Origin of the sequence: Streptomyces sp. NPDC088252 (assembly GCF_044740965.1) — a bacterium.
GTDB lineage: Bacteria > Actinomycetota > Actinomycetes > Streptomycetales > Streptomycetaceae > Streptomyces.
Map to the genome: position 1 here is coordinate 381,658 of NZ_JBIURS010000004.1, position 24,835 is coordinate 406,492.

A 24,835-nucleotide genomic window follows, 5' to 3' on the forward strand; every position below is an offset into this window, starting at 1 on the left:
CCTCTCCCGCCGTCGTGGGGACGGCACGGCCCGATCGGAGTCGGCACACGGCTCAGTCCGGCAGCACGGGCAGCAGCTCCGGCAGGTGTCCGTCGGACGCCTTCGCCGCCGTCACCCGCTCCTCGGGCACCTCCCCGTACAGCGTCGTACGCGGCTTCGCCGGGCGGCCCGCGAGTTCAGCGATGGCGATCAGGTCCTGGACGGAGCGGTACGAGCCGTAACTGGAGCCCGCCATACGGGAGATGGTCTCCTCCATCAGCGTGCCTCCCAGGTCGTTGGCGCCCGAGCGCAGCATCTCGGCGGCGCCCTCCGTGCCGAGCTTCACCCAGCTGGTCTGGATGTTGGTGATGTGCGGGTGGAGCAGCAGGCGGGCCATGGCGGTGACGGCCCGGTTGTCGCGGTCGGTCGGGCCGGGGCGGGAGATGCCGGCCAGGTAGACCGGGGCGTTGGTGTGGATGAACGGGAGGGTGACGAACTCCGTGAAGCCACCCGTCTCCTGCTGGAGGTTCGCCAGCGTCCGCAGGTGGCCGAGCCAGTGGCGGGGCTGGTCCACGTGGCCGTACATCATCGTCGACGAGGAGCGCAGGCCCACCTCGTGGGCGGTGCGGATGACCTCCAGCCAGGTCGCCGTCGGCAGCTTGCCCTTGGTGAGGACCCAGCGGACCTCGTCGTCCAGGATCTCGGCCGCCGTGCCGGGGATCGAGCCGAGCCCGGCCTCCTCAGCGGCGATCAGCCAGTCGCGGATGGACATCCCGGTGCGGGTCGCCCCGTTGACGACCTCCATGGGTGAGAAGGCGTGCACATGGATGCCGGGGACGCGTTCCCTCACCGCACGCGCGATGTCGAAGTACGCGGTGCCGGGCAGGTCCGGGTGGATGCCGCCCTGCATGCAGACCTCGACCGCGCCGACGTCCCACGCCTGGGCGGCACGGTCGGCGACCTGGTCCAGGGAGAGGGTGTACGCGTCGGCGTCGGTGCGCCGCTGGGCGAAGGCGCAGAAGCGGCAGCCGGTGTAGCAGACGTTGGTGAAGTTGATGTTCCTGGTGACGATGTAGGTGACGTCGTCACCGACCACGTCGCGGCGCAGGGTGTCCGCGATCCGGCACAGCTCGTCGAGCGCCGGGCCGTCCGCGTGGAGCAGGGCGAGCGCCTGGTCGTCGGTGAGTCTCGTCGGGTCGTCGGCGGCCTGGCTCAGTGCCTGGCGCACATCGGCGTCGATGCGGGAGGGGACCATGCCGGGGGCGGCGGCCTCGCGCAGCGCCTCCCAGTCCCCGTACACCTCGTCGAAGTCCTCGCGGCGGTCGCCGGTACGGCCCTGGGTGTCGATCGTGCGGTGCAGGTCGGTGCGGCCACTGGCGCCGAACTCCTCGTCGGGCTCCTGCCAGGGCAGGCCGACGGGGATCGCGCCCTCCTTCGCGAGACCCGTCTCCGGGTCGGCGAGGGCGCGGACGTGCGGGAGCAGGCGGGGATCCAGCCAGGGCTCACCGCGCCGGATGAACTCCGGGTAGATGGTGAGGCGTTCACGGAGCGTGAAGCCCGACTCGGCGGTCTTCGCGGCGAGTTCGTCGATGTGCGGCCAGGGCCGTTCGGGGTTCACATGGTCGGGGGTGAGCGGGGAGACGCCGCCCCAGTCGTCGATGCCCGCGCCGATGAGCAGCGCGTACTCGGCGTCGACGAGGTTCGGCGGGGCCTGGATGCGGGCGGACGGGCCGAGGACGTGCCGGGCGACGGCGATGGCCGCGGCCAGCTCCTCCAGTTCGGCGTCCGGCATGCCGCGCATCGCCGTGTCCGGCTTGGCGCGGAAGTTCTGGACGATGACTTCCTGGATGCCGTGGTAGGCGCGGGCGGTCCTGCGGAGCTCGAAGAGGGAGTCGGCGCGCTCCTCGTAGGACTCGCCGATCCCGATCAGGATGCCGGTCGTGAACGGGACGTTGGAGCGGCCCGCGTCCTCCAGCACCCGCAGACGTACGGCGGGTTCCTTGTCCGGGGAGCCGTGGTGCGGGCCGCCCGGTTCGGACCACAGGCGGGTGGCGGTGGTCTCCAGCATCATGCCCATGGACGGGGCGACGGGCTTGAGGCGCTGGAGATCGGTCCAGGTCAGCACGCCCGGGTTGAGGTGCGGAAGGAGACCGGTCTCCTCCAGGACCCGGATCGCCATGGCGCGTACGTACGCGAGAGTGTCGTCGTACCCCTCGGCCTCCAGCCACTCCCGCGCCTCGGGCCAGCGGTCCTCGGGCCGGTCGCCGAGCGTGAACAGGGCTTCCTTGCAGCCCAGCGCCGCACCCTGGCGGGCGATGTCGAGCACCTCGTCGGGCGAGAGGAACATGCCGTGGCCCTCGCGGCGGAGCCTGCCGGGGACGGTGACGAAGGTGCAGTAGTGGCACTTGTCGCGGCAGAGCCGGGTCAGCGGGATGAAGACCTTGCGGGAGTAAGTGATGACGCCCGGCCGGCCTGCGGCTTCGAGACCGGCGTCGCGCACCCGGGCGGCCGAGGCCGCGAGATCCGTCAGGTCGCCACCTCGTGCCTGGAGCAGCACGGCGGCCTCGGTCACATCGAGAGCGACACCGTCGCGGGCCCGCTTGAGGGCCCGCCGCATGGAATTGGTGGTCGGACGTCCGTGCTGAGGATCGGTCATGGACCGAGCATACGAGCGGGGCGTACGCCCTGGACCAGGGACTCCGCTGAGCAGAACGTCCCGGCCCGGCCGGGGCGCGCAGCCATACGGGACGGCCCTTACGGCCTGGTGCACGGTAGAGAGTGGATCAGGCCGTCAGTTCGGCCGGTCCTCGCTGGGCGACAGGTTCAACCGCTCGCTCTCTGTGTCGGCGAGCTCGACCCGGTCGCCCCCGCCGAGGCGGCGGCCCGCACGGTCGCGGAATCGCCGCCCCGCAGGAGGTCGTCGCCTCCTTCGAGCCGGCCGCCGAGGCCGCCGACCCGAGGCCCAGGAGCTGGCGGAGGCCGTCATCGCCACGATGTACGCGCCGGTCGTCGAGGTCCACTGGGTGACCGTCAAGCAGCTCGCCGTCCTGGAGCCGACGCTCGTCGAGAGTACGCGTGTCGGCGCACGGCCGGTCGATTAATCGCTGGCCCCGGACTCGGGGCGTTGTTACGGTGCTCGGACCCCGACCGCGGTGTCGACCGTCGGTGACCTATGGGCGCTTGCCCTGGAAAGAAGTTGATGTATGCCCCGGCCAGTGGTTCCGAGCCTCCCTCGTCGCGCCTCCAACCGCGCCGGGGCGACCGGAGCTGTGTGCACGCGCACGCCCGCGGCATCGCGCTGACCCGCGTTCCCTGACCGGTACGCGTTCCCCCCTCGTCAGTACGTGATCTCCGGCTGACGACGCATGCCTCTCCGGCCCATGCCCCCGAGGGCCGCTCGGTACTTCCCTGCTGCATTGCTCATCCTCTTCGGCAAGGAGAAATCCGGGTGTCCACCGACAACCCCCACAACCGTCCGACCAAGTCCTCCGCCCACGGCGCCAGCGCCTGTCTGAGGACCGACACCTTCACCTGTCTGTGGTGCGGGCTGACCGTCGCCACGCTCGCGCCCGACGGCACCCGCCGCAACCACTGCCCCAGCTGCCTGCACTCGCAGCACTGCCTGGACCACGTGGAGGGCGGTCCGTCCGACTGCGGGGCACGCATGACCCCGATCTCGATCGCGGTGCTCCGCACCGGCGACTGGATGGTCATCCACCGCTGCACGCGCTGCGACGAGCTGACCTCGAACCCGGTCTGCGGGGACGACAACCAGCTGATCCTGATGCGGATGGCCGTGCGACCGCTGGCCCAACCGCCCTTCCCTCTCGAAGCGTTCGGTGCCCTGTGACCCACCGACGACGACCGAGGACAGGACGGAGGCCACACCGTGCCACGACGTAGACCCCGCCGACCGTCCCACCGACCGCAGCGGCGCAAGGACGTCCTGCACGGACCGGGCGGCGCCCACGGCGACGCGTTCCGCTGCGTCGGCTGCCGACTCGACGTACCGCTGAACGCACCGGGCACCGGGCACCGCAACCACTGCCCGCACTGCCTGACCAGCCTCCACGTCGACCGGCGGATACCGGGCGACCGGGCCGCCGACTGCCGGGGGCGGATGACGGCACTCAGCCTGTCCGTCCGGCAGGACGGGGAGTGGGCGATCATCCACGAGTGCCTGACCTGCGGCGAGCTGAGCGCCAACCGCATCGCGGGGGACGACAACGCCCTCGCCCTGATGCGGATGGCGGTACGCCCGCTGTCGGACAGCGCCGTCCCCGTACGAGCGTTGCTCACACTCTGACACGGGGGCGCCCGGTCACCGCCGTGATGACGGCGGCGGCGACCGGGCGCCGAGGGTGGTGCGCGCCGTCTCACGCGTCCCGGTCGGGTCGGCTGCTCGCTCAGGACAGCGTCGTAGCGGCGGTGCGGGCGGCGGCATCCTGCCGGCCCGGCGTCGAAGCCGCGCGGCGCGGGTGTGGTCGAGAACGAACGTGACATGCGGAGGGGGTGGTGTCACGTTGTGCGGGCCGGGTGGTGCCTGACCCGCGGCAAGCTCGACGCCAACCGCACCGCACCCTGATCACCCCCAAAGGCCGGCAGCGGGCGGTCTGCACAGAGCTCTACGGACATCCACGGCTGATCACGGCGATCCCGGCGGCCCGATTCCCCCCGACGGCGCAAGCCCATGCAGACCGTGCCCCCCGCGTGATCGCCACCCCGTAACCTCCCATCGGCCAGGGGATTTGCGGGGTACGCGGGGGTGCAGATCAGGTTCGTCGCGGTCTTCGCATTCTTCATACCCGGGGCGCTGCTCCTGGTACGCAGGCTGCCGCCGGTACGCGGCCGGATCGTGGCCGCACTGCTCGCGGTGTGGGCCGGTCGGCCACTGGCTCCTGTACCGCGCCGGCGATGTACTGCTGCTCGCCGTGGTGTGGTGGTCGCTGCGGTGGCTGCCCGCACTGCTGACCCGGGCCACTGTCCCGGCCGCACCCGCGAACGCCTCCCCGACGGCCGAGTCATCACCCGGACCTGCTCCTCCAACGAGGCGCTCGGAGCGAGCACCCGCGGTTCACGGGTGAGGTGTCGGCCAGTTCTGGGCGTCCGCCCACGCCCCGTACGAGGTCCAGGGGACATCGGGGAACTGCGTCCGCAACGCCTCCAGGTCCACCTGGTATCCGGTGTCCGTCAGGAATCTGTACATGGCGAACATGTCGGGGTTGATGGTGCGCAGGTCCTCCAGCGGCGTCCGCCGGAACGCGACCGTGCCCCCGGCGGCCCGGCCGATCTCCTCGGCCATCCGGACCGGTGTGGGATCGTCGCCCGCCACCTCGATCCGCTGCCCGGTCCAGCGGTCCGGATCGGCCACGACCGCGGCCACGACGCGGCCCAGATCCTGCCGAGCCACCTGCTGGAGCGGGGTGTCGCCGGGGAGCGGCATGGTGAGGAGGCCGGCGGCGACCTCGTCCATGGCTCCCAGCGCGTTGTCGTAGAAGTAGGTCGGTGCCACCACCGTCGCCGGAAGTCCGGAGTCGGCGAGCAGTTTCTCGGTCCTGGCCTTGGTCTCGAAGTGCGGGACTCCGGTGTCCCTGTCCGCACTGGCGACGGAGGCCAGCACCAGATGCGGCAGCGCGGCGTCCGCGGCTGCCCGGACGATCGCCGCGCCCTGGGCCACCTCCGCGTCCAGACCGTCCTGGAACGGGGTGGTGACGGCGAACGCGGCCGTCGTGCCCCGGAACGCCTCGGCGAGCGAGGCCGCGTCGAACAGATCCCCGGGGACCACCTCCGCTCCGGCCACCGCCAGCGCCTTGGCCCGTCCGCTGCCGGGATCGCGCACCACGGCGCGCACCCCGTGCCCAGCCTCCAGCAGGGCGCGGGCCACCGCGCCGCCCTGGCCTCCGGTCGCTCCGAGTACCGCGATGGACATGGGTTCTCCTTGATCGAGTGGCATGGGTCCATGCTGACCAGCCGTGGCCCGAAATGCCACCGGGACGCCCCCGGATGCCGCACGGCCGACGAACCGCGCCTCCCCGCCCCGCCCTGCTCGCCCCGTCCTCCTCGCGCCCTCGCCCGGCCGTCGGTGTCCCTATCCTGTCCGGATGACCGCGATGGCTGGGCCTCCCCTTGAACTCGTCATATTCGACTGTGACGGCGTGCTCGTCGACAGCGAGAAGATCGCCGTGCGCGTCCAGGTCCAAGTGGGCGCAGAACTGGGGTGGGCGCTGACGGAGGACGAGGTCGTCGAGAAGTTCGTGGGCCGGTCGAACGTATCCATCGGTGAACTGGTCGATGCCCGCCTGCCGGGCCGTTCCGCAGCCTGGCAGCAGCGCTTCGAGCAACTCCACCGCGATGCCGTCGATACCGAACTCGTCGCGGTGGACGGCATCCACGAAGCACTGGCCGCCCTCGCGCTCCCCACCTGCGTGGCGTCCAGCGGCAGCCACGAGAAGATGCGGCACACCCTCGGCCACACCCGGCTCCGCTCCCACTTCGAGGGCCGGATCTTCAGCGCGAGTGAGGTCGCGCACGGCAAGCCCGCCCCCGATCTCTTTCTCCACGCCGCCCGTCAGATGGGGGTCGAGCCGTCCGCCTGCGTCGTCGTCGAGGACAGCAAGTACGGTGTCCAGGCCGCCCGTTCGGCGGGGATGCGGTCGCTGGGATACGCCGGTGGCCTCACCCCGGCGCATTGGCTGGAGGGCCCGGACACCGTGGTCTTCGACGACATGCGCAAGCTGCCGACGCTGCTGTCCGGACTCTGCCCCTCGCTCTGACCTGCGGGGCGGCACGCGATGGTGATGCGCGTCGCAGCGGGGGGTCACGGTTCGCCGCACGGACGTCGGACCGCCGCTCCGGGCCAGGATCCCTCGATCAGTGGACCGGCCCCATGACGCCCGTCCGGCTCCTGTTTGCCTCCTGTTCGGCACCTGTCAGATTCCTGTCAGATTTCCCCATGCGGACAACCGGTGACGACACGTCATCCTCTCCCCGGTGCGAGGGGTGCTCCTGGGATTCCTGGGGCGCTGATGCACGAGCAACGACGAGGAGACACCATCGTGAGACAGCTCTCACGCGCGCTGACGGCTGCCTTGGCGGCCGTGGCGCTGGCGGCGGGTGCGCCAGGGCCGGCGCACGCGCAGCCGGCCGCCGATTCCATACCCGGCGCGCCGCCGGGCGCCTCCGGGGAGCGGCTGCCGGAGGGGTGGCGTGTCGAGGGCGGGGAGCTGATCTGGAGTTCGCCCGAGCCCGTGGGCATGGGCGGCGCCCTGGTCGAGTTCCGCTCGGGGGAGCGGACCCTCGGCGTCCCGAAGCCCTCCCCCGACCAACGCACCTTCCGGCTCCGCCTCGGCGGGGCGAGGGTCGGACCGCTGAGCGAACTCCAGGTGGTCGCCGGTTCGCGGCGGCTGGATGCCGCAGGGGCGGACCGGGCGCCCGGTAAGCGGCGCTCGTCGGCCGCGGCGGCGCCCCAGGACCCGTTCCCCGCCAACCCGGTCGACCCCGGTGTCTCCGGCAAGTACCGGACCGTCAGCGGCGAGTACGTCCTGAAGTCGGTCAGGCTGCCGGGCTACGCCGAGCCCGTGGAGATGCGCGCCACGGTCGTCGGCCCGACGGACGCCCCGGGGAAGCGACCGCTGGCGCTCTTCCTCCACGGCCGCAGCGCCACCTGCTACGAGCCCGGCAAGAACAGCGCGGGCATGCAGTGGCCGTGCAAGCCGGGCAACAAGGCGGTCCCGAGCTACCGCGGCTTTCTGCACGACCAGAAGCGCCTGGCGTCCCAGGGCTATGTGACGGTCTCCATCTCCGCGAACGGTGTCAACGCGCAGGACGGCCGCGCGGCCGACTTCGGGGCGCAGGCCCGTTCGTCCCTGGTGCGCCGGCACCTCGCCCGCTGGGCGGAGTGGGGCGCGAACCCCGCGAAGGCCCCCAAGGCCGTGCGCGCGACGGAGCCCGTGGACCTCTCCAAGGTGCTCCTGGTCGGCCACTCCCGGGGCGGCGAGGGCGTCAACCGGGCGGCCCTCGACAGCGTCTCCCCGCCGCCGCCCGCCGAGGACGGCTACCGGGGGCCGGTGAGCTGGCGGATCCGCGGAACCGTCCTGATCGGCCCCACCCTCTTCGGCCAGAACCCCACACCCGACGTGCCCTCCATGACCATCCTGCCGGGCTGTGACGGCGATGTGAGCGACCTCCAGGGCCAGATCTACCTCGACGGCACCCGGGGCACCGGCCGGGGCACGGCGCTGCACAGCGCGGTGTACATGGTCGGCGCCAACCACAACTTCTTCAACACGGAATGGACGCCCGGTCAGGCCGAGGCCCCGGCCGCCGACGACTTCTGGGACGACAAGAACAACCCGGACCCGGTCTGCTCGGCAGGGTCCAGGACCCGGCTGAGCGCCGAGCAGCAGCAGACGGCGGGCATCACCTACATCGCCGCCGCCGCGCGGCTCTTCCTCGCGGGCGACGACCGGGTCCGCCCGCTGCTCGACGGCTCCGACCGGCGCGCGCCCTCGGCCGGCCCCGTCCGGGTGCTGACCCACGCCGTCGGCGGCAACCGCACCCCGGCGATCCGGCCCGACGACCCGCTCTCGGTGACGAACGGGCGCGTGTGCCGGCAGATCACGACGAGCGCCGGCCGGGCCTGCAGGCCGGACTCCGACCCCGGCCGGTCGCCGCACTTCGCGTCCTGGGCGGACACCACCAGTGAGCCGGGCCGCAACGCGGTCACGGCGCGCTGGACCGAGCCGGGCACCCCGGTCCGGCTGACGCCGGAGCGTGCCTTCTCGCTGACGGGCTCCGACGCGCTGACCCTGCGGGTGATTGTGCCGCCGAACACCCAGGGCACCCGGCTCGACGTCGCTCTCACCGATACCTCCGGCAAGCGGGCGAGGCTCGGTCAGGTCACCGTCGACGGCCTTCCCGGCTCCGACTCGACGGCCGCGCACTGGGCGCGTGAGGTCCGCGTGCCGCTGAAGGCCGCCGTCAGCGCCGGCGTCGACCTGAAGCGGACGCAGTCGCTGGAGCTCACCCCGCGCAGCAGCTCCGGCGAGTTCTGGCTGATGGACGCCTGGGGCTGGCGCCCCGGCACCCCGGCGGTACGCCCCGTCGCGCTCCCGCGTGTCGACATCGGCAGGCTGGCGGTCAAGGAGGGCGACTCCGGCACCCGCACCTACCGCGTGCCCGTCCGAGTCACCGGCAAGGGCACCGGCGTGATCAAGCTCGCCGTCCGCGACCCGGAGACCTACAAGTCCACCGTCCGCACCGTGACGGTGAAGGCCGGTGGCTCCGTGGACGTGCCGATCACGGTCAAGGGCAACTCCCGCTACAACTACGACCTCCGCCACGAGATCGCGGCCAAGGCCGTGCGCGGCACGGTGGTCGGCAGCGCCTTCGGGGGCGTGCTCGTCGAGAACGACGACCCCATGCCCACGGTCACCGTGACCCCGGTCGCCGACTCGGTCACCGCGGGTCAGAAGCTCACCTGGAAGGTGGAGCTCTCGGAGCCCGCCGACACCAACATCGAGACGCGGTTCGACCTCCTGCCGGTGCGCGAGGGTGCGGAGTTGTCCACGAAGGACGTCGACGAGGAGTGGCTCTCCGGTCTCGGCGAGGCCGCCGACCCGGAGCGGCCCCTGTCCACGAACAGTCCCTCCCTCTGGGTGTCCGTCCCCAAGGGGGAAACGAGCACCGAAGTGTCCGTGCCCACGGTCAGCGGCGCGCTGACCGAGCCGGAGAAGTCCCTGCGGATGCAGGTGTACATCCTCAAGGGGGACGAGTGGTTGGAGGGCCCCCTCCTCACGGGGAAGGTCACCAACGCGCGCCAGGGCTGACGCCCGAGGTCCGCGTCCCGCGCTGACGGTGCCTGAGCGCACCGCCTGGACCGAGAACGCCGGGCACCCGTACGCGCAGGGGCCGGGCGCCGCACCGTCCGGTGCGGGGCGCCCGGCCCTTGCGTTCGGCTCGACTACGTCAGCGGGCGACCGCCTTGGTCGCCTTGCTGGTGGCGGAGCCACTGGCGTGGCCGGTGCGGCGGGCGGTCACCTTCACGGTGATCTTCTTGCCGCGCTGGGCGGACTTGAGCGTCAGCGCGGACTTGGTCGCGCCGGAGATCGCCTTGCCGTTCGCGTACCACTGGTATCCGTACGAGGTCGGGGCGGGCGTCCAGGTGCCGTGGGCGGCCTTGAGGGTGCGGCCCGCCTTCGCGGTGCCGGAGATCGTGGGCTGCTTGGTGGCCTTGGGTGCGCTGCCCGTGGCGATCTTCACCGCGGCGGTGGTCGCGGAGCCGTCGGTGTGGCCGGTGCGACGGGCCGTGACGGTGACAGTGATCTTCTTGCCGAGCAGCGACGCCGGGGCGGTGTACGTGGAAGCGGTCGCGCCCTTGATCGCCTTGCCGTCCGCCTTCCACTGGTAGGCGTACGCGGTGGCGGACGGTGTCCAACTGCCCGCCGCGGTCGCCAGCTTGGCGCCCACCTTCGCGGTTCCGGTGATCTTCGGGGCCGTGGTGGCCCTGGGCGCCGCACCCTGGGAGGGCGTGACCGTCGCCGAGGTGGCCTGGACGTCCGGGGTGCCGGTGCGACGGGCCGTGACGGTGACGGTGACCTTCTTGCCGAGCAGCGCGGCGGGGACGGTGTACGTCGACGCGGTCGCGCCGGACACCGCCTTGCCGTCGGCGTTCCACTGGTAGGCGTACGAGGCCGGGGCGGGGGTCCAGGTGCCGGTGGAGGCGGTGAGCCGCTCGCCCACCTTCGCGGTGCCGGTGATGGCCGGGGGCGCGTTGTTCTTGAGCGGGGCCTCGGTGACGGTGAAGTCGCCGCGCTGGTAGCCCCACCCGTTGTGGGTGCTGACGCCGACGTTCCAGGTCCCGACGGCGGCCCCGGTCAGGTCGAGTACGGCCGTCAAGGTCCGCCGGTCCGCCGAAACCGCGGTTGTGGTCGACGTGATCCGTTTGCCGTTGAGAGACAGCACGATCTCGTCGTCCTTGTGCAGGGACGTGCCACTCAGCCGAACCGTCGCCTTCGTGCCGCTGGCCCCGGTGGCCGGAGTGATCTGCCCGATGGTCACCTGCTCCGTGCCGCAGAGGACGGACGTGCAGACCGCCTCGGCCTCGTACGAGGTCTTCGATGCCTTCTCCGGCAGCGAAAGGACGAGGATGCTCGGGGTGGTCTCCTTGGTGTACGGCTCGTTCACGGCGCAGTCGTAGCCGCTCGGGATGTAGCGGATGCAGCCGTTGTCGAGGCTCGGGTCGTACAGCGCGGGTACCGCCGTCTCGGTGGCGCCCGTCGTGTCGCTGATCTCCATCGTGAAGTAGTCGCGGTACGCGGTGGGCAGTGCGGCGCAGACGGCGGTGTGCTGCTCGTCGAGGGTGCCGGTGACCGGGCCGTATCCGAAGGCGACGTTGGGGACCTTCTCGCACTCGGCGGCCGGTCCTTCCGCACCGGCGATGCGCAGGGCGTCGAAGCGGTACGAGTCGGCGGCCTTCAGCCCCGAACGGACGGTGACCAGGACCTGGTAGCGGGTGGAGCCGGTGACGGCGCACGCCTGGTTCTTGTTGCACAGGGCGGTGCCGTCCGCGCCGTACACCACCACGTTCGCGGTGCCGAGCGCGTCACGGACGTTCATGTGCAGGACGTCCTTGGCGTCGGCGGTGGTGACCTGACGACACCGCAGCTCGCCGGGGGCTCCCATGGCGCCGCCGGTGGACGGACCGCCGACCTTCGTCGCCGGGTTCGGGGTGCAGCCCTTGGCCGTCGCGGTGACATCGCGGCGGGTCAGGGTGTAGTCGGCGGCGGTGTCACGGCCCGTGACGAGCACGGTGTGGGCGACGCCGGGGGCCAGTGCGCAGGTCGTCCAGGTGGAGAGGGACGCGTATATGGAGCAGACCCGCTTGCCGTGGGGGTCCAGGACGGTGAAGTCGGCGGTGGACGTGGTGCCGGGGGCCGCCTGGAGCTGAAGGTTCTCGTAGTCGGCGTGGTCGTCGGCCGGGATGGTCAGGCAGTGCGAGAAGACACCGTCGCCGGTGGAGAACCGGGCCGTCGGGCTCGTCGCGGTGAAGTCGCCCGCCGGGATGGCCGCGCAGTCGCTCGCCGTGTCGGTGCGGTGCAGGGCGAGGGCGTACGGGCCGGTCGGATCCGACTGGCTGTCGGTGGAGACCAGGGCCCGGAACGGGGCCTTGCCGGTGAGTGCGCACGTACCTGCCGAGAGGTCGGTCCAGTCGCACCGCTGTACGCCGTCGGCGTCGACGACGGTCACGTCGGGGCGTGGCCCGGACCCGCTGAGGTCCTTCAGCACGGCCAGGCGGGCGTCCGAGGGAAGTGGCAGGGACAGGCAGTCGATCTCACCGGCCGCAGTGAACTCGGAACGATACAGGCCGAGTTCGACGGGCTCGCAGCCGGTGGTGGCGGAGCTGTCGAGGATCAGGGTGGGGTCGTCGGTGTGGACGGTGTAGTCACCGGCGGCGGGGAGGTCGCAGCTGTTCCGGGTGGCACAGACGGTCTTGCCGTCCCGGTCGTACACGGCGAGCGCCGAACGGGCGCCGTCGTGGACGCGGTACACGTCGTACCGTCCGGCGGCCGGGGCGGTGAACGTCTTGCAGCCGGAGGCCGGGACCGCGGTCGTCGGTGCGGAGTTGTATCCGTTCAGCGGGACGTGGGTGCAGCCGGCCGGGTCGGAGATGCGGCGGACGGTGAGGGTGTACTCGGCCGGGAAGCCGTGCTCCGCGGAGCTGACCTGGGAGAGGACCCGGTAGGGGCCGTCGCCGGGCAGTACGCAGCCCTCGCTGTCGTCCTCGTTGAAGTGCGGGCAGATCCGGGCGCCGGTCTCATCGGTGATCCACGACGCGCTCTGGCCGTACGCGGTCGTCCTGATGGTGTTGGTGATGCGCTCACCCGGCTTGCCCGCGAACGGCTGGCACTGGATGGCGTTCGCTCCGGTCGCCGAGCCGACGACGGGTGCGGTGTCCCAGGCGGTGCTGATCTCCGGGGCGCAGCCCTTGGTGGTACCGAGGGGCACGACGGCGACGGTGGGCTTGCTCGGCTCGGGCCAGTTGTTCGTCAGCCGGAGCGTGAAGGCTCCCGCACGGGGCAGTTCGCACCAGCCGGCGCCCCACTCGCGGTCGTAGCAGTCGATCTCCGTGTCGCCGTCGAAGACATGGGCGTACGTGTTCGCCGCGCTGTCGATGAGCACGACCTTGTGCAGGCCGGGCGCATCGGCCGTGATGGTCAGGCAGGCCGTCCCGTCCGCGGGAACGGTCACGGCGCCCTCCGTCGGGGCGGCTGCGCCGAAGGCCGAGAGCGGCAGAACGGAACAGTCCCCGTCGGCCGGAGCGGCTGCCGCTGCCGCGGGGGCCGCCCCGGTGTCCGCCTGGGCGGCGGTCGCGGGGATCAGCAACGAGAGCAGGACCGACAGCGTGAGCAACAGGGCGGTGTATGCCCCGGATCTCGCGGCCGCACGTGGGTGGCTGGACATTCCGTTCCCCCCGGACCGGTGAAGTGAAGGGTTCGCGCCAGGACTTCACGGACGACGCGCGAACGCGGTGCAGCCCGCAACGCAAGAAACATGTGCGCGAATTGTAAAGAACGCACATGATAATCGCACGCATGCCCGTCGAACAGGTCTACATCCTGGGCAGTTGACGCGCGCCCGGAGAAGCACCCCGCCACCGGCCCGCGAACGGCAGGCCACCGCCCCGCCACCGGACCGACGTGCGACTCGCCTCACACGCCGCCGACATGCGCACACCGTCGGTCCGCCTGCCGGAGATCCGACCGAGGTCGTCTCCGACTCCCTGCAGACAAGGCGGATCCGGGGATCGCCACCCTGTTCTCCCGCTGTCACGAGGCGGCGGAGAACAGGGGCGGGACATGCGCAGAAGAATCGCTGCGGCATGCGTGGTCGGGGCGGTGGCCACGGGGATCGCGGTAGCTCCGGCCGCTCACGCGGAGGGGCGGGGTGACATCCGGGTCACCAAGACCGTCGTGAACGGCGGCAGCAACGTGATCGTCGGGGTCAAGAACATCAAGCGGTTCCCGATCACCATGACGATCAAGGACAACTCGGGGGTGAAGGGGGTCACCGATGTGTCCGCGTTCAACACGGCCAACGCCCACGGACCGGTCGACCACCTCGGCACGACGTGCAGGAAGGTCGGCACGACAACGTCCGTGTGCACGGCGACGATGCAGATCGACCCGGCGTGGATCGACTCGTACGGAAGCGGCGACGAGGGCTGGGACGCCAACTCTGTCGCGGGGAATTGGCAGGTCAACTCCACGGTACAGGCAAATGACCGCGACTCCTGGATCTCCGACCGCATCGCCTTGTTCAAGGTGAAGCGCGCCGCGACCCTGACTACGGACGCCGCGCCCGAGCCGGTCAGGAAAGGCGGCACCCTGACCGTCACCGGGAAGCTGTCGCGGGCCAACTGGACGGACCTCAAGTACTACGCGTTCACCCGGCAGGTGGTGAAGCTGCAGTACAAGACGCCCGGCGGCTCCTACCACACCGTGAAGACGGCGACGACGGACAGCAAGGGCCATCTGCGCACGACGGTGAAGGCGACTGCCTCGGGCAGCTGGCGCTGGGCGTTCCTCGGTACGACCACGACCATGAAGGTCGTCTCCACCGGCGATGCCGTCACGGTGAAGTGATCTCGCGGCGGGCCGGGAACGGCCCGCCGACGGGGCATGGTCCCGCGCGGACCGGCCGCTGCCGCCCGGGGCGTAGTCCGGGGGTGCAGGGAGGCGGCGGGCCGGTGCACGCCGTCACCGTCGGCGAGGCGCGACGGGCGCCCCGTCGGGACGTGCGGTGCGCGCTACTCCCCCAGCACGGCCCGCATCACGTTCTTCGCGATCGGAGCGCCGAGGCGTCCGCCCGAGATGTCCTGGCGTGAGATGTTCATGTCCGTCGGGTCGATGAACACCGCGACCGCCACCGACCGGCCGTCGGCCTTCTTTCCGTACGAGACGAACCAGCCGTAGGGCACCTCGTCCTTCACGTTCACGCCGCGCTGCGCCGTACCGGTCTTGCCGCCGACCGTGACGCCGTCGATCAGGGCCCGCTGGGCGCTGCCCTCCTTGGCGGTGAACTCCATCATTTCCTGGACCTTCTTCGCCGTCGTCTCCGACACGGCCCGGCTCTTGAGCTTCGGCTCGTGCCTCTTCAGGACCGTCAGGTCCGGACCGCGCAGCTCTTCGACGATGTAGGGCTGCATCAGCTTGCCGTCGTTGGCGAGGGCGGCCGTCACCATGGCCATCTGCATCGGCGTGCTGGTGAGACTGCCCTGGCCCATACCGGTCAGCGCCGTTCCGGGCCTGTCCAGTTCCTTCGGGTAGAGGCTCCTGGTGGCGAGCATGTCTCCGAACTCGTCCGAGTACACATCGGAGTTGAAGCCGAATTTCTCCGCCGTCTCGCGCATCTTGGCGGCACCGACCTTGGACGCCGCGTCGAGGAAGACGTTGTTGCAGGAGTACTGCATCGCGGTCTTCATGGACGCCTTGGCGCACACCGCGTCACCGGCCTCGCTGCTGATCTTGTTCGTGGAGAGCGGCAGGGGGTACGGGGAGACGGCGTCGGACGCCGCGTCGACGTCGGTGACCACACCGTTCTCCAGGGCCGCGGCCGCCGTGAGGATCTTGAACGTCGAGCCGGGCGGGAAGGTCTCGCGCAGCGGACGGTTCGCCAGCGGCTTGCGCTTGTCCTTGACGAGGGCCTGGAAGCGGTCGCCCTCCTTGAACGAGTTCCCGGCGAAGACGGTGGGGTCGTACGAGGGCGTGGAGACGAGGGCCAGGACCTTTCCCGTACGCGGGTCCAGAGCGACCACCGCGCCCCGTGCGCCGAGAGCGGTCAGCCCCTGGTAGCCGGCCTTCTGCGCCTTCGGGTCGATCGTGGTGATCACGTCGCCGCCGCGCCGCTGCTCGCCGGTGAGGATGTCCTTGGCGTGCCGGAACGCGAACCGGTCGTCCTGGCCGCTGAGGATGGTGTCGTACGTCTTCTCCAGCAGGGACATGCCCTGCGCCTGGGAGGCGTAGCCGGTCACCGGGGCGTACATCGCGCCCTGCCGGAAGGTCCGCCGGTACTTGAAGTCGGTGCCGTCGACCGCCTTGGAGCCGGTGATCGCCCGGCTGCCCACGATGATGTCGCCGCGCGGGGTGGCGAACTGAGCGATCTTCACACGGCGGTTGTGCTCGTCGGTGGCCAGTGACTCGCTGCGGATGTGCTGGAGCCAGTTCGCCCGCAGCAGCAGGGCCAGCACCAGCAGTCCGCAGAAGATGGCCACATGTCGCACCGGCCTGTTCATCGTGCTCCCGTCCCCGGCCCCGATCGATCTCTGAATAGGGAAGATGCACGTACCGGTCCGGCGGTTGCACCGCTCACAGATGTTCCGCGTAGCCGTCCAGTGTGCGCAGCACCTCCCCTTCCCCCGCCGGGGGCAGTTGGAGTACGACTTCCTCGATGCCCAGCTCCGCGTAGTGCGCCAGCTTCCCCGGGCTCGGGAGTACCGCGTACGGCACCACCTGGAGTTGCTTCGGGTCCCGGCCGGCCGCCTCCCACACCTCGCGCAGCCTCGGTACGGACTCCGTCAGGCCGCGGCCGCCGATCGGGAGCCAGCCGTCCGCGTACTGCGTGATGTGCGTGAACAGCTTCGGGCCCGCCGCGCCGCCGATCAGGGTGCGGGGGCCGTTCACCGGGCCGCGTGGCCCCTGGACCGGCTTCGGGTACGCGTGGCTGGCCCTCACCGAGCCGAACTCGCCGTCGTACGCCGTCGGTTCGGCCGACCACAGGGCGCGCATCAGGGCCATCCGGTCGCGGGTGAGGTCACGGCGCGTCGACCAGTCCACCCCGTGGTCCGCGGCTTCCTCTACGTTCCAGCCGTAGCCGAGGCCCAGCGTGAACCGGCCGCCGGAGAGATGGTCGAGGGTGGCGATCCGCTTCGCCAGGTCGATCGGATCGTGCTGGGCGACGAGCGTGATGCCGGTGCCGAGGGCGAGGCGTTCGGTGACCGCGGCGGCCTGCGCGAGGGCGACGAAGGGGTCGAGTGTGCGGCCGTATTCGGGCGGGAGCTCGCCACCGGCCGGGTAGGGGGTGTCCCTGCTCACCGGGATATGGGTGTGCTCGGGCAGGTAGAGCCCGGCGAAACCGCGCTGTTCGAGCTCGCGGGCGAGCCGCAGCGGCGTGATCGTCTCATCGGTGAGGAAGATCGTTGTGGCGATCCGCATACGAGGACACCTCCGTCGTGGTCCGGTGACGGCCCCAACGTATGCCGTGCGGTGCGGAAAGCCGAGTGTCGCGGAGCACCGGCCCCGTTCGTGCCTCCCGGCGTTCTTCCGGAGTTCACGGCTTCCCGCCAGGGTCGAGCACGTCATCCTCGCCACCACGACAGCCCGGGGAGTCACCCGTATGTCCTCATCGCAATCCGCCCACGGCCGTCCGATGGCCAGGCGCGGCCTTCTCGTCGGGACGGCGGCCGCCGCTCTAACGTTGGGCACCGTGAGCTTCGCCGACGCCGCGACCGGCAACGACGCCCCCGACCGGACCGTGACCGTGCGCGGCACCCTGCCGACCGGGTCGCCCGACTACGTGTATCTGCCGGTCGAAGTACCTCGCGGGGTACGGGAGCTCGCCGTCTCGTACACGTACGGGAGGACGCCCGTCCCGGCCGGGACGCAGGGCAACGCCCTCGACATCGGCATCTTCGACGAACGCGGCACGGAGCTGGGCGGGCGCGGGTTCCGGGGCTGGTCCGGCGGCGCGCGCAGCGGCTTCTTCATCCGGGCCGACGAGGCGACGCCCGGCTACATCGCCGGTCCGGTACGGGCCGGGACCTGGCACATCGCCCTCGGGCCGTACACCGTCGCCCCGGAAGGGCTCCCGTACGAGGTGACGATCACCCTGCGCTTCGGGCCCACCGGGTCCACGCCGAAGCCCGTGTACCCGCCGGAGCGGGCGAAGGGGCGCGGGCGCGCCTGGTACCGCGGGGACTGTCATCTCCACTCCGTCCACTCGGACGGGAAGCGCACCCCGGCCGAGATCGCCGCCGCCGCTCGCGCGGCCGGGCTCGACTTCATCAACAGCAGCGAGCACAACACGTACTCCGCGCACGGCGCGTGGGACGGGCTGTGGGGTGACGATCTGCTCGTCCTCACGGGCGAGGAGGTCACCACCCGCAACGGGCACGTGATCGCGCTCGGCACCGACCCGGGCACGTTCGTCGACTGGCGCTACCGGGCCCGCGACAACCGGTTCGGGCACTACGCGAAGGCCGTGCGGCGGGCCGGCGGCCTGGTCGTGCCCGCGCATCCGCACGCCACCTGCATCGGCTGCCACTGGAAGTTCGGCTTCGGTGAGGCGGACGCGGTGGAGGTGTGGAACGGGGCCTGCACCCCGGAGGACGAGATCGCCCTGGCCGAATGGGACAACTCCCTTGTCGCCGCCGTCCGTTCGTCGAAGCCGTGGGTTCCGGCGATGGGCAACAGCGACGCGCACCGGGAGCCGGACAGGGTGGGAGTGCCGCAGACCGTCGTCCTCGCCGACGAGCTGTCGCGCGGGGCGATCACGGCCGGGATCCGGGCCGGGCGCTCGTACATCGCCGAGTCGTCCGCCGTCACCCTGTCGTTCGGCGCCTCGGGCGGGCGCGGACTGCACGCCGGGATCGGCGAGCGGCTGCGGGTGGACGGCGACGACACCCCGGTCACCGTGCGGCTGGAGGTGGCCGGGGCGCCCGGCTGCACCGCGCACTTCGTCACCGACCAGGGCACGCTGTTCACGGCCGTGCTGCCGGAGTCGGGGGCGGGGACGGTCCAGTGGCGTACGACGCCGGCCTACGCCGCCTATGTGCGGGCCGAGGTCCGGCACCCGGCGACGGTACCGGGGCTGCCGGGGGCGCTGACGGCGCTCACCAATCCGGTGTTCCTGGAGGGTTAGGGTCTTTCGTTCGGATCGGCGCGGCGTGATCCGAACGAAAGACCCTCGGAGGCCGGTCCGGGGGTGGCCCTCTCCACGGCGGCCCTCTCCACGGCGATCCTCTCCACGGCAGGCGGGGAGAGCGTGCGAAGCCGCCGCACGCAGGCGCGTCGCTGGACGGCCGAGGCCCCCGCGACCAGCGTGCCCAGCACCAGCCAGCCCGCCGGTCCGGCCGCCATCACCACGCCGGTCAGCAGCGGCGGGCCGGCGGACTTCTGTATGGACTGGGACATCCCCGCCACTCCCAGATACGCGGCGCGGGCGTCCTCGGGTGCGAGGAGGACCGCCAGTTCCCAGGAACTGACCGAACGCATCAGCTCGGCCAGGGTGACCACCAGCGCCGCGGCGAGCAGCACGGCCGTGGCCACCCAGGTCCCGCCCCGGGTGGCCACCGCCAGGAAGGCGCAGCACACGAATATCATGGCCCCGTACAGCAGCACCGCCCGGGTGGCCCGGCGCGGCCCCTCGGCCCGCTTCGACACGCTGATCTGCAACACCACGACCATCACGGTGTTGATGACCAGGAAGGCCGGGACGAGCGCGTGCGGTGCCGAGGTGCGGTTCACCAGCCACAACGGCAGGCCGACTCCGAGGATCGAGTCGTCCAGGTTCATCGGGATGTCCAGCAGCACGAAGGTGAGATAGCCGCGGTCCCGCCACGGGTTGGCCCTGCGGGCGGGCGGCTGCTCCCCGACCGGTGCCGCGCCGGCCGGTGCCCCGGTCACCTCGACGGTCCTCTCCCGCGGCTCGTCCGTACGCCGCACCAGCGCCGCGGCGACGACGAAGGACAGCGCGTTGCCCAGGATCAGGGCCCGGTAGGCGTCGGTCGTCCCCACCGCCAGGCCGATCGCCGCGATGCCGGCGCCGAGGCCGTATCCCGCGTTGGACGCGCTGCGGGACAGCGCCTGGTAGGCCGCGCGCCGCTCGCCCGCCGTCCGGGTGGCGAAGAGCATCTCCAGCATCTTCGCCGCCCTGTCCGCCAGGTACGTGACGGCGACGACGGGCAGCAGCGCCTCGAAGCTTCCGCACACCAGCACCAGGACGAGCGTCACCAGACGCAGCAGATGACAACCGATCAGCAGCGGTCTCACCGGGAAGCGGCCGGCCAGGCGGCCGGCCAACGGTGATCCCGCGATGCCCGCCACTCCGGCCACGCCCAGCAGCACACCGATCTGCTGGGCGCTGAGCCCTGTCACGAAGGTGAGATACAGGACCGAGGACGCGGCCCACAGCCCCGAGCCGGTCCGGTCCAGGGCCAGCGCGAGCAGCATGGTCCGCGCATTGCGCCCGCCCGGCGGATTGCGCAGCTGAGCCAGCAGTCCCTGTCCGCCCTGCGCGTTGTCCGGTTCTCCGCAGCCCCTGCCGCGCCGCATCGCACGCCCCCTCCGAGATGCCTCGACATCAAGAGATCAATGACCAGGGGGAAGCCTGCGGGAAGGTAATCTCGATGTCAAGATACTTGATGTCGACATACCAGCCGTCCGTGCTGCCGACGCGCTCTCACCCCCGTGCGTTCCCGTGCGTCCCCGTGTCCCTGTGCGCTTCGCGGCCGGGGGCGTCACAGTGGAAGAGGGGCACCGGGCGGGGCTGCCGGAGGAGGTGTCCGCATGGATGTGACCGGCGGGAACGACGACCGGCTCCGGGACTATCGCGGCAAACGGCACTTCGACGCGACGGCGGAGCCACGCGGCGACGGCGAGCGGACGGGCGCGGCGCCCTGCTTCGTCGTACAGATCCATCAGGCGCGCCGCATGCACTTCGATTTCCGGCTGGAGGTCGGCGGCGTACTGAAGTCCTGGGCGGTGCCGCGCGGACCTTCGGAGAATCCCCGCGAGCGGCGGCTGGCCGTCCCCACGGAGGACCATCCGCTGGAGTACCGCACGTTCGAGGGCGTCATCGCCAAGGGCGAGTACGGCGGCGGCACGGTGATCGTGTGGGACCAGGGCACCTACCGTCCGCTCAGCCACGACCGCCGGGGCAGACCGGTGCCGTTCGAACAGTCGTTGGAGGACGGGCACGCGACCTTCTGGCTCGACGGCACCAAGCTGCACGGCGAGTTCGCCCTCACGCGCTTCAAGGGGCGCGACGAGAGCGACGCGCCGGGCGGGGAGATATGGCTGCTGATCAAGGCCAAGGACGGACGCGCCACCCATGACGGACCGGGCACACCCGACCCGTACCGGGCAAGGTCGGCCCGGACGGGGCGCACGCTCCAGCAGGTCGCGGCCGAGGAAGGGGGCGGGTCCCGGTGACCGCCCGCAGCACCGTGGAGGTTCTGCTCAGCCGTTACGGCACCACGTATGCCGCCGAGGCCGGCATCCGGTTGCGGAACACTCCGCAGCCCCTGTACCAACTTCTCGTCCTCAGCGATCTGTTGAGCGCCCGCATCCGGGCTTCCGTGGCGGTGGCGGCGGCGCGCGCACTGTTCCGCCACGGCCTGCGGACCCCGGACCGGATGATCGGGGCGACCTGGCAGGAGCGCGTCGACGCGCTCGGCGAGGGTGGCTACCGGCGCTACGACGAACGGACCGCCACCCAGCTCGGCGACGGGGCGCAGCTCCTGCTGGTGGAGTACGGGGGCGATCTGCGGCGGCTGCGCAGGGAGGCCGACGGCGATCTGGACGTCCTGCGCGCCGGGCTGCGCAGGACTCCGGGCATGGGCCCGGCCGGTGCGGACATCTTCGTGCGCGAGGTACAGGCGGTATGGCCGGAGACGGCGCCGTTCCTGGACGGAAAGGCACTGCAGGGCGCCGAGAAACTCGGGCTGCCCGCCTCACCGGCGAGACTCGCACGGCTCGCGGAGCAGGCCGGGGAAGCCGGACAGGACGAACCGGCCGGGCAGGACGAGCAGGCCGAGCCGGCGGACGGTCACGGGCCCGCCGTGCTCGCGGCCGCTCTGGTGCGCGCGGCACTGGACCAGCACGTCGTGGACGACGTCAGGGAACGGGCCGCCTGAGAGCCTGTCGGGTGACCTCGGACCGGCTGGCGGACGCGGTCCGGTGCGTGCGATTCCAAGGCGCAGGAGGGAGTCGACGCGGAGCGTCGGCGACCGACGACAACGCGGGAAGCGTGCGTGCCAGGGCGTGACCGCCCGGTCCGAGGTCACCCGACAGGCTCTGAGGCCGGCCCGTTCGTACCCGGCCCCCTACGCCCCGCGGCAGTCACCCCCGCGGTGGCCGCCCGGCTCAGAAATGCCAGCCGGGCCCGCTTCTCCGGCTTGTCGATCTCCGGGCCGAGTTCGAAGCCCGCCCGGACCATCCGCGCGAGGGCCTTCTCGTTGCGGGCATCCGGCTCCACCACGATCCGCAGGTGCGCCGGGTCGCTGAAGACGTAGCAGATGAGCACCGAGAGCAGGGCGGCCGTGAAGCCGCGTTCGGTGGTGTCGCCGGGGCCGATCAGAAGGTGGACACCGAAGTCCCCGGGACGGACGTCGTAGCAGTCGGCCAGCGGGTCGGCGGCCGGTTCGTACGTCTGGAAGAGGGCGACCGGAACGCCGTCGCGCAGGGCCAGATGAGCGTGGTGCGTGGTGAGCGAGTCCAGGAACTCGTAGGTCTCCAGGACCTCTTCACGGCTCGCGTCGCCCATGCCCCAGAACTTGGCGCGCTCCTCGGTGACCCAGCCGTGGATCAGATCGAGGTCCGCGGCGGGGTCCACGGGGACGAGGCGGACGGTCCCGAAGCCGGGGACCCGCTGCTCGTGGACGGGGGTGCGCACGGCAGGGTCGGCGGTCATCCCGGTTCTCCTCTCCGTTCGGTGCAGCTTGTTCCAGTCGGTGACCACGGGCGCGAGCTCGCCCCGTACCCACAGCGGCAGTTGGTCACGGTGGTGGGCGTCGCCGCGGATCCCGGACGCCCCGAACGGAACCACCCACAGGCTGTCCTCGCGCCGGGCGAGATCCCAGACGTAGCGGGCGGCGGGTCCCCGGGCGAAACGGTCGGTGATGCCGGGAACGCTGGAGGTGGAGAGCACGCAGTCGTGGTCACCGGCCAGGCCCGGCCAGGCTTCCTCGGGGCCCGGGAGCGCCTGCCAGGGGGCCGCGCGGTGCGCCTCGCCCCAGGCGCGCGGCGAGGTGCCCGCCGCGCACCGGGCCGCCACCGCCTCGGCCGCCGCCGCGACGGCCGACTGCCGGTCGGCGTGCGGGAGCGGGCCGTGCGTCAGCAGGGTCTCCAGTGCGTACGCGATTCTCGGCACCGCCGCCAGCCAGGGGCGGAACACCGCCGGGTACGCGGGTGAGCGGGCCGGGTCGGCGGAGCCGGTGACGGCGGCCAGGGCGGGGTGGCCGGCCAGCCGGTGGACGAGATCGGCGCGCACGGCCGCGTAGAGCGTGGCGTCCGTGCTGTCGGCCTCCATGTGACGGTCCCAGCGCAGCAGCCGGTCCCGCAGCCGGGCGGCTTCGGGGCTGAGCCCCGTCGCCCCGGCCAGCAGCTCCAGCAACGGGCGGGCGGAAGCGAGACGGGTGTCGGTGTGGATGTCCACCATGCCCTTGGCGGACCAGTGGTCGGACCGGCCGAGCAGTTCCCGTATGCGCGCCGCCCGGTGCGGGGGCGCGAACTCGACACCGAGCGGGGCGGCGAGACCACGCGCGTTGGCCATCACCTCCACCTCCTCGATCTCGGCACGCGGCATCGGCGCATGGCGGCCACGCCAGGCGTACGCGGGGTCGTGCGCCGGTACGACGCGCAGCCGGTTCTCGCGCGGGCGCAGCGGAACGTGACCGGCGACGCGGTGCAGGGTGGCACCGCCGGTGTCGGCGGCGAGGACGACGTTGACCGGCTCCGCCCAGAGGTCCAGGGCGGTGTCCAGATCGGCGACGGTACGGGCCCGGAGCAGGGCGGGCAGCGCCTCGAAGCCCAGCTCGTGCGTGACGCGGGGCGGATAGCGGAGGCTGATGCCGTCCGCGTCACCGCTCACATCACCATCCGGTCCGCGGCCCGGTCCGCCGTCCAGGACAGCGTCCGGGCCGCGGTCCGCGCCGCCGATGATCACCGGCCCGCGTTCGGTCTCGATGATCTCGACCACGACCGGATCGGCGCCCGCCACCTCGATCGTCTCGGTGTGGACGGCGGCCGGTTCCCAGCCTCCGGGGCCCAGCGCCTCGACCCCGCCCGCCGCCGTGCGCCGCAACCGCTCCCGGTACAGGTCCTGGTAGTCGGCCATCGCGTTGGTGATCGCCCAGGCGACGCCACCCGTGTGCCCGAAGTGCGCGATGCCGGGCACGCCGGGGACGGCGAGGCCCACCACGTCGAACTCGGGGCAGGCCAGGTGGATCTGCTGGTAGACGCCCGGGTCCTCGATGAAGCGGTGCGGGTCGCCCGCGACGAGCGCTGACCCGGTGGCGGTGCGGTCGCCGGTCAGCAGCCAGCCGTTGGAACCGGCGGTGCCGGGGCCGTCGGCGGCGAAGAGCCCGATCGCCTCCGCGCCGAGCCGGCGGGCGACCTCCTCGCGCCAGAGCTTGGCGGGGAAGCCCGCGAACAGGATGTGGGTGGAGAGCCAGACTCCCAGCGGGGTCCAGGGCTCCCATCGCCCGGGACCGGTCCCGGCGGCCGTGAACTCCGGTGCGGCGGCGGCTCCTTCGGCCAGGCCCTCATTCACGCCCTCGACATACGCGACGACCCACTCGGCGGCGCGCGGCGCGACACGCTCCAGCCGGTCGAAGCAGCGCCGCGCGGTGTCGACCAGCCGGGCCCGGCGGGCGAACCGGTCCCAGTCCACGGCGTCCGCGCCGAGGAACGCGGCGGTGGTGCCGCACACCCGGTGCCGTTCGACCTCGATCTGCCAGGCGCGGTCCCGGGCCGCGTCGTGGCCCTGGGCGCGGGCGAGTTCGAGGACGTCGTCCGCCCGCAGATGAGGTATGCCCCAGTCGTCCCGGTGGACGTCTCCACGCATGCCGCATCCCGCCCCT

Annotated in this window: 16 protein-coding genes; 9 read left to right on the forward strand and 7 right to left on the reverse strand. The window is 71.9% G+C overall.

The genetic code is table 11. From position 1 onward, the window contains the following. Positions 1-52 precede the first annotated feature (52 nt). Positions 53-2,635, reverse strand: coding sequence for a bifunctional FO biosynthesis protein CofGH (locus ACIOHC_RS11560; RefSeq protein WP_365689215.1), 2,583 nt, complete (start codon positions 2,633-2,635; stop codon positions 53-55). A 337-nt stretch (positions 2,636-2,972) separates the two neighbouring features. Between ACIOHC_RS11560 and ACIOHC_RS11565 the strand changes: the two genes are divergently transcribed. The 3 genes from ACIOHC_RS11565 (at position 2,973) to ACIOHC_RS11575 (ending at position 4,285) form a co-directional block, all read left to right on the forward strand. After that, positions 2,973-3,080: a phosphogluconate dehydrogenase C-terminal domain-containing protein gene (locus ACIOHC_RS11565; protein ID WP_351075933.1), complete on the forward strand. Its 108-nt coding sequence runs from the start codon at positions 2,973-2,975 to the stop codon at positions 3,078-3,080. Between the two features lie 347 nt (positions 3,081-3,427). After that, positions 3,428-3,829 (forward strand): RNHCP domain-containing protein, encoded by a 402-nt coding sequence (locus ACIOHC_RS11570; RefSeq protein ID WP_389636554.1) that lies wholly within the window; start codon positions 3,428-3,430, stop codon positions 3,827-3,829. A gap of 39 nt (positions 3,830-3,868) precedes the next feature. After that, complete coding sequence (locus ACIOHC_RS11575) at positions 3,869-4,285, forward strand: RNHCP domain-containing protein (protein WP_351075931.1); 417 nt, start codon at positions 3,869-3,871, stop codon at positions 4,283-4,285. Between the two features lie 768 nt (positions 4,286-5,053). Here ACIOHC_RS11575 and ACIOHC_RS11580 read toward each other — a convergent pair. Continuing rightward, entirely contained in the window at positions 5,054-5,908 is an 855-nt protein-coding gene (locus ACIOHC_RS11580) for an NmrA/HSCARG family protein (protein ID WP_351075928.1), read from the reverse strand. Between the two features lie 181 nt (positions 5,909-6,089). Between ACIOHC_RS11580 and ACIOHC_RS11585 the strand changes: the two genes are divergently transcribed. After that, a complete protein-coding gene (locus tag ACIOHC_RS11585) occupies positions 6,090-6,752 on the forward strand; it encodes an HAD family hydrolase (RefSeq protein WP_351076124.1) in 663 nt (220 codons plus the stop codon). A 282-nt stretch (positions 6,753-7,034) separates the two neighbouring features. Next, positions 7,035-9,806, forward strand: coding sequence for a hypothetical protein (locus tag ACIOHC_RS11590; protein WP_401842574.1), 2,772 nt, complete (start codon positions 7,035-7,037; stop codon positions 9,804-9,806). A gap of 139 nt (positions 9,807-9,945) precedes the next feature. Here the strand turns inward: ACIOHC_RS11590 and ACIOHC_RS11595 are convergent, their stop codons facing one another. Then, positions 9,946-13,440 carry a hypothetical protein gene (locus ACIOHC_RS11595; RefSeq protein ID WP_401842575.1) on the reverse strand — a complete coding sequence of 1,165 codons (3,495 nt, stop codon included), beginning with the start codon at positions 13,438-13,440 and terminating at the stop codon, positions 9,946-9,948. A gap of 395 nt (positions 13,441-13,835) precedes the next feature. Between ACIOHC_RS11595 and ACIOHC_RS11600 the strand changes: the two genes are divergently transcribed. After that, positions 13,836-14,621, forward strand: a complete 786-nt coding sequence (locus tag ACIOHC_RS11600; RefSeq protein ID WP_365689211.1) for a hypothetical protein — start codon at positions 13,836-13,838, stop codon at positions 14,619-14,621. Positions 14,622-14,785: 164 nt separating this feature from the next. On the opposite strand, the gene ACIOHC_RS11605 is transcribed toward ACIOHC_RS11600, so the two are convergent. Together ACIOHC_RS11605 and ACIOHC_RS11610 are read right to left on the reverse strand one after the other, a co-directional pair. After that, positions 14,786-16,270 (reverse strand): peptidoglycan D,D-transpeptidase FtsI family protein, encoded by a 1,485-nt coding sequence (locus ACIOHC_RS11605; RefSeq protein ID WP_401842576.1) that lies wholly within the window; start codon positions 16,268-16,270, stop codon positions 14,786-14,788. Between the two features lie 73 nt (positions 16,271-16,343). Continuing rightward, on the reverse strand, positions 16,344-17,189 hold the full coding sequence (locus ACIOHC_RS11610; RefSeq protein WP_351075915.1) for an LLM class F420-dependent oxidoreductase: 846 nt from the start codon (positions 17,187-17,189) through the stop codon (positions 16,344-16,346). A 214-nt stretch (positions 17,190-17,403) separates the two neighbouring features. Here ACIOHC_RS11610 and ACIOHC_RS11615 point away from each other — a divergent pair, with 214 nt between their 5' ends. Next, on the forward strand, positions 17,404-18,894 hold the full coding sequence (locus ACIOHC_RS11615; RefSeq protein ID WP_351076121.1) for a CehA/McbA family metallohydrolase: 1,491 nt from the start codon (positions 17,404-17,406) through the stop codon (positions 18,892-18,894). Here ACIOHC_RS11615 and ACIOHC_RS11620 read toward each other — a convergent pair. Beyond that, positions 18,891-20,306 (reverse strand): MFS transporter, encoded by a 1,416-nt coding sequence (locus ACIOHC_RS11620; protein ID WP_401842577.1) that lies wholly within the window; start codon positions 20,304-20,306, stop codon positions 18,891-18,893. The genes ACIOHC_RS11615 and ACIOHC_RS11620 overlap by 4 nt on opposite strands. A gap of 234 nt (positions 20,307-20,540) precedes the next feature. Here ACIOHC_RS11620 and ACIOHC_RS11625 point away from each other — a divergent pair, with 234 nt between their 5' ends. Together ACIOHC_RS11625 and ACIOHC_RS11630 are read left to right on the forward strand one after the other, a co-directional pair. Further along, the gene (locus tag ACIOHC_RS11625; protein ID WP_351075909.1) at positions 20,541-21,185 is read left to right on the forward strand and encodes a DNA polymerase ligase N-terminal domain-containing protein; all 645 of its coding nucleotides are present in this window, start codon (positions 20,541-20,543) and stop codon (positions 21,183-21,185) included. Then, positions 21,182-21,889: an endonuclease gene (locus tag ACIOHC_RS11630; RefSeq protein WP_351075906.1), complete on the forward strand. Its 708-nt coding sequence runs from the start codon at positions 21,182-21,184 to the stop codon at positions 21,887-21,889. The genes ACIOHC_RS11625 and ACIOHC_RS11630 overlap by 4 nt, the downstream gene beginning before the upstream one ends. A 146-nt stretch (positions 21,890-22,035) precedes the next feature. On the opposite strand, the gene ACIOHC_RS11635 is transcribed toward ACIOHC_RS11630, so the two are convergent. After that, entirely contained in the window at positions 22,036-24,819 is a 2,784-nt protein-coding gene (locus ACIOHC_RS11635; protein ID WP_351080146.1) for a GNAT family N-acetyltransferase, read from the reverse strand. Between the last annotated feature and the right edge of the window lie 16 nt (positions 24,820-24,835).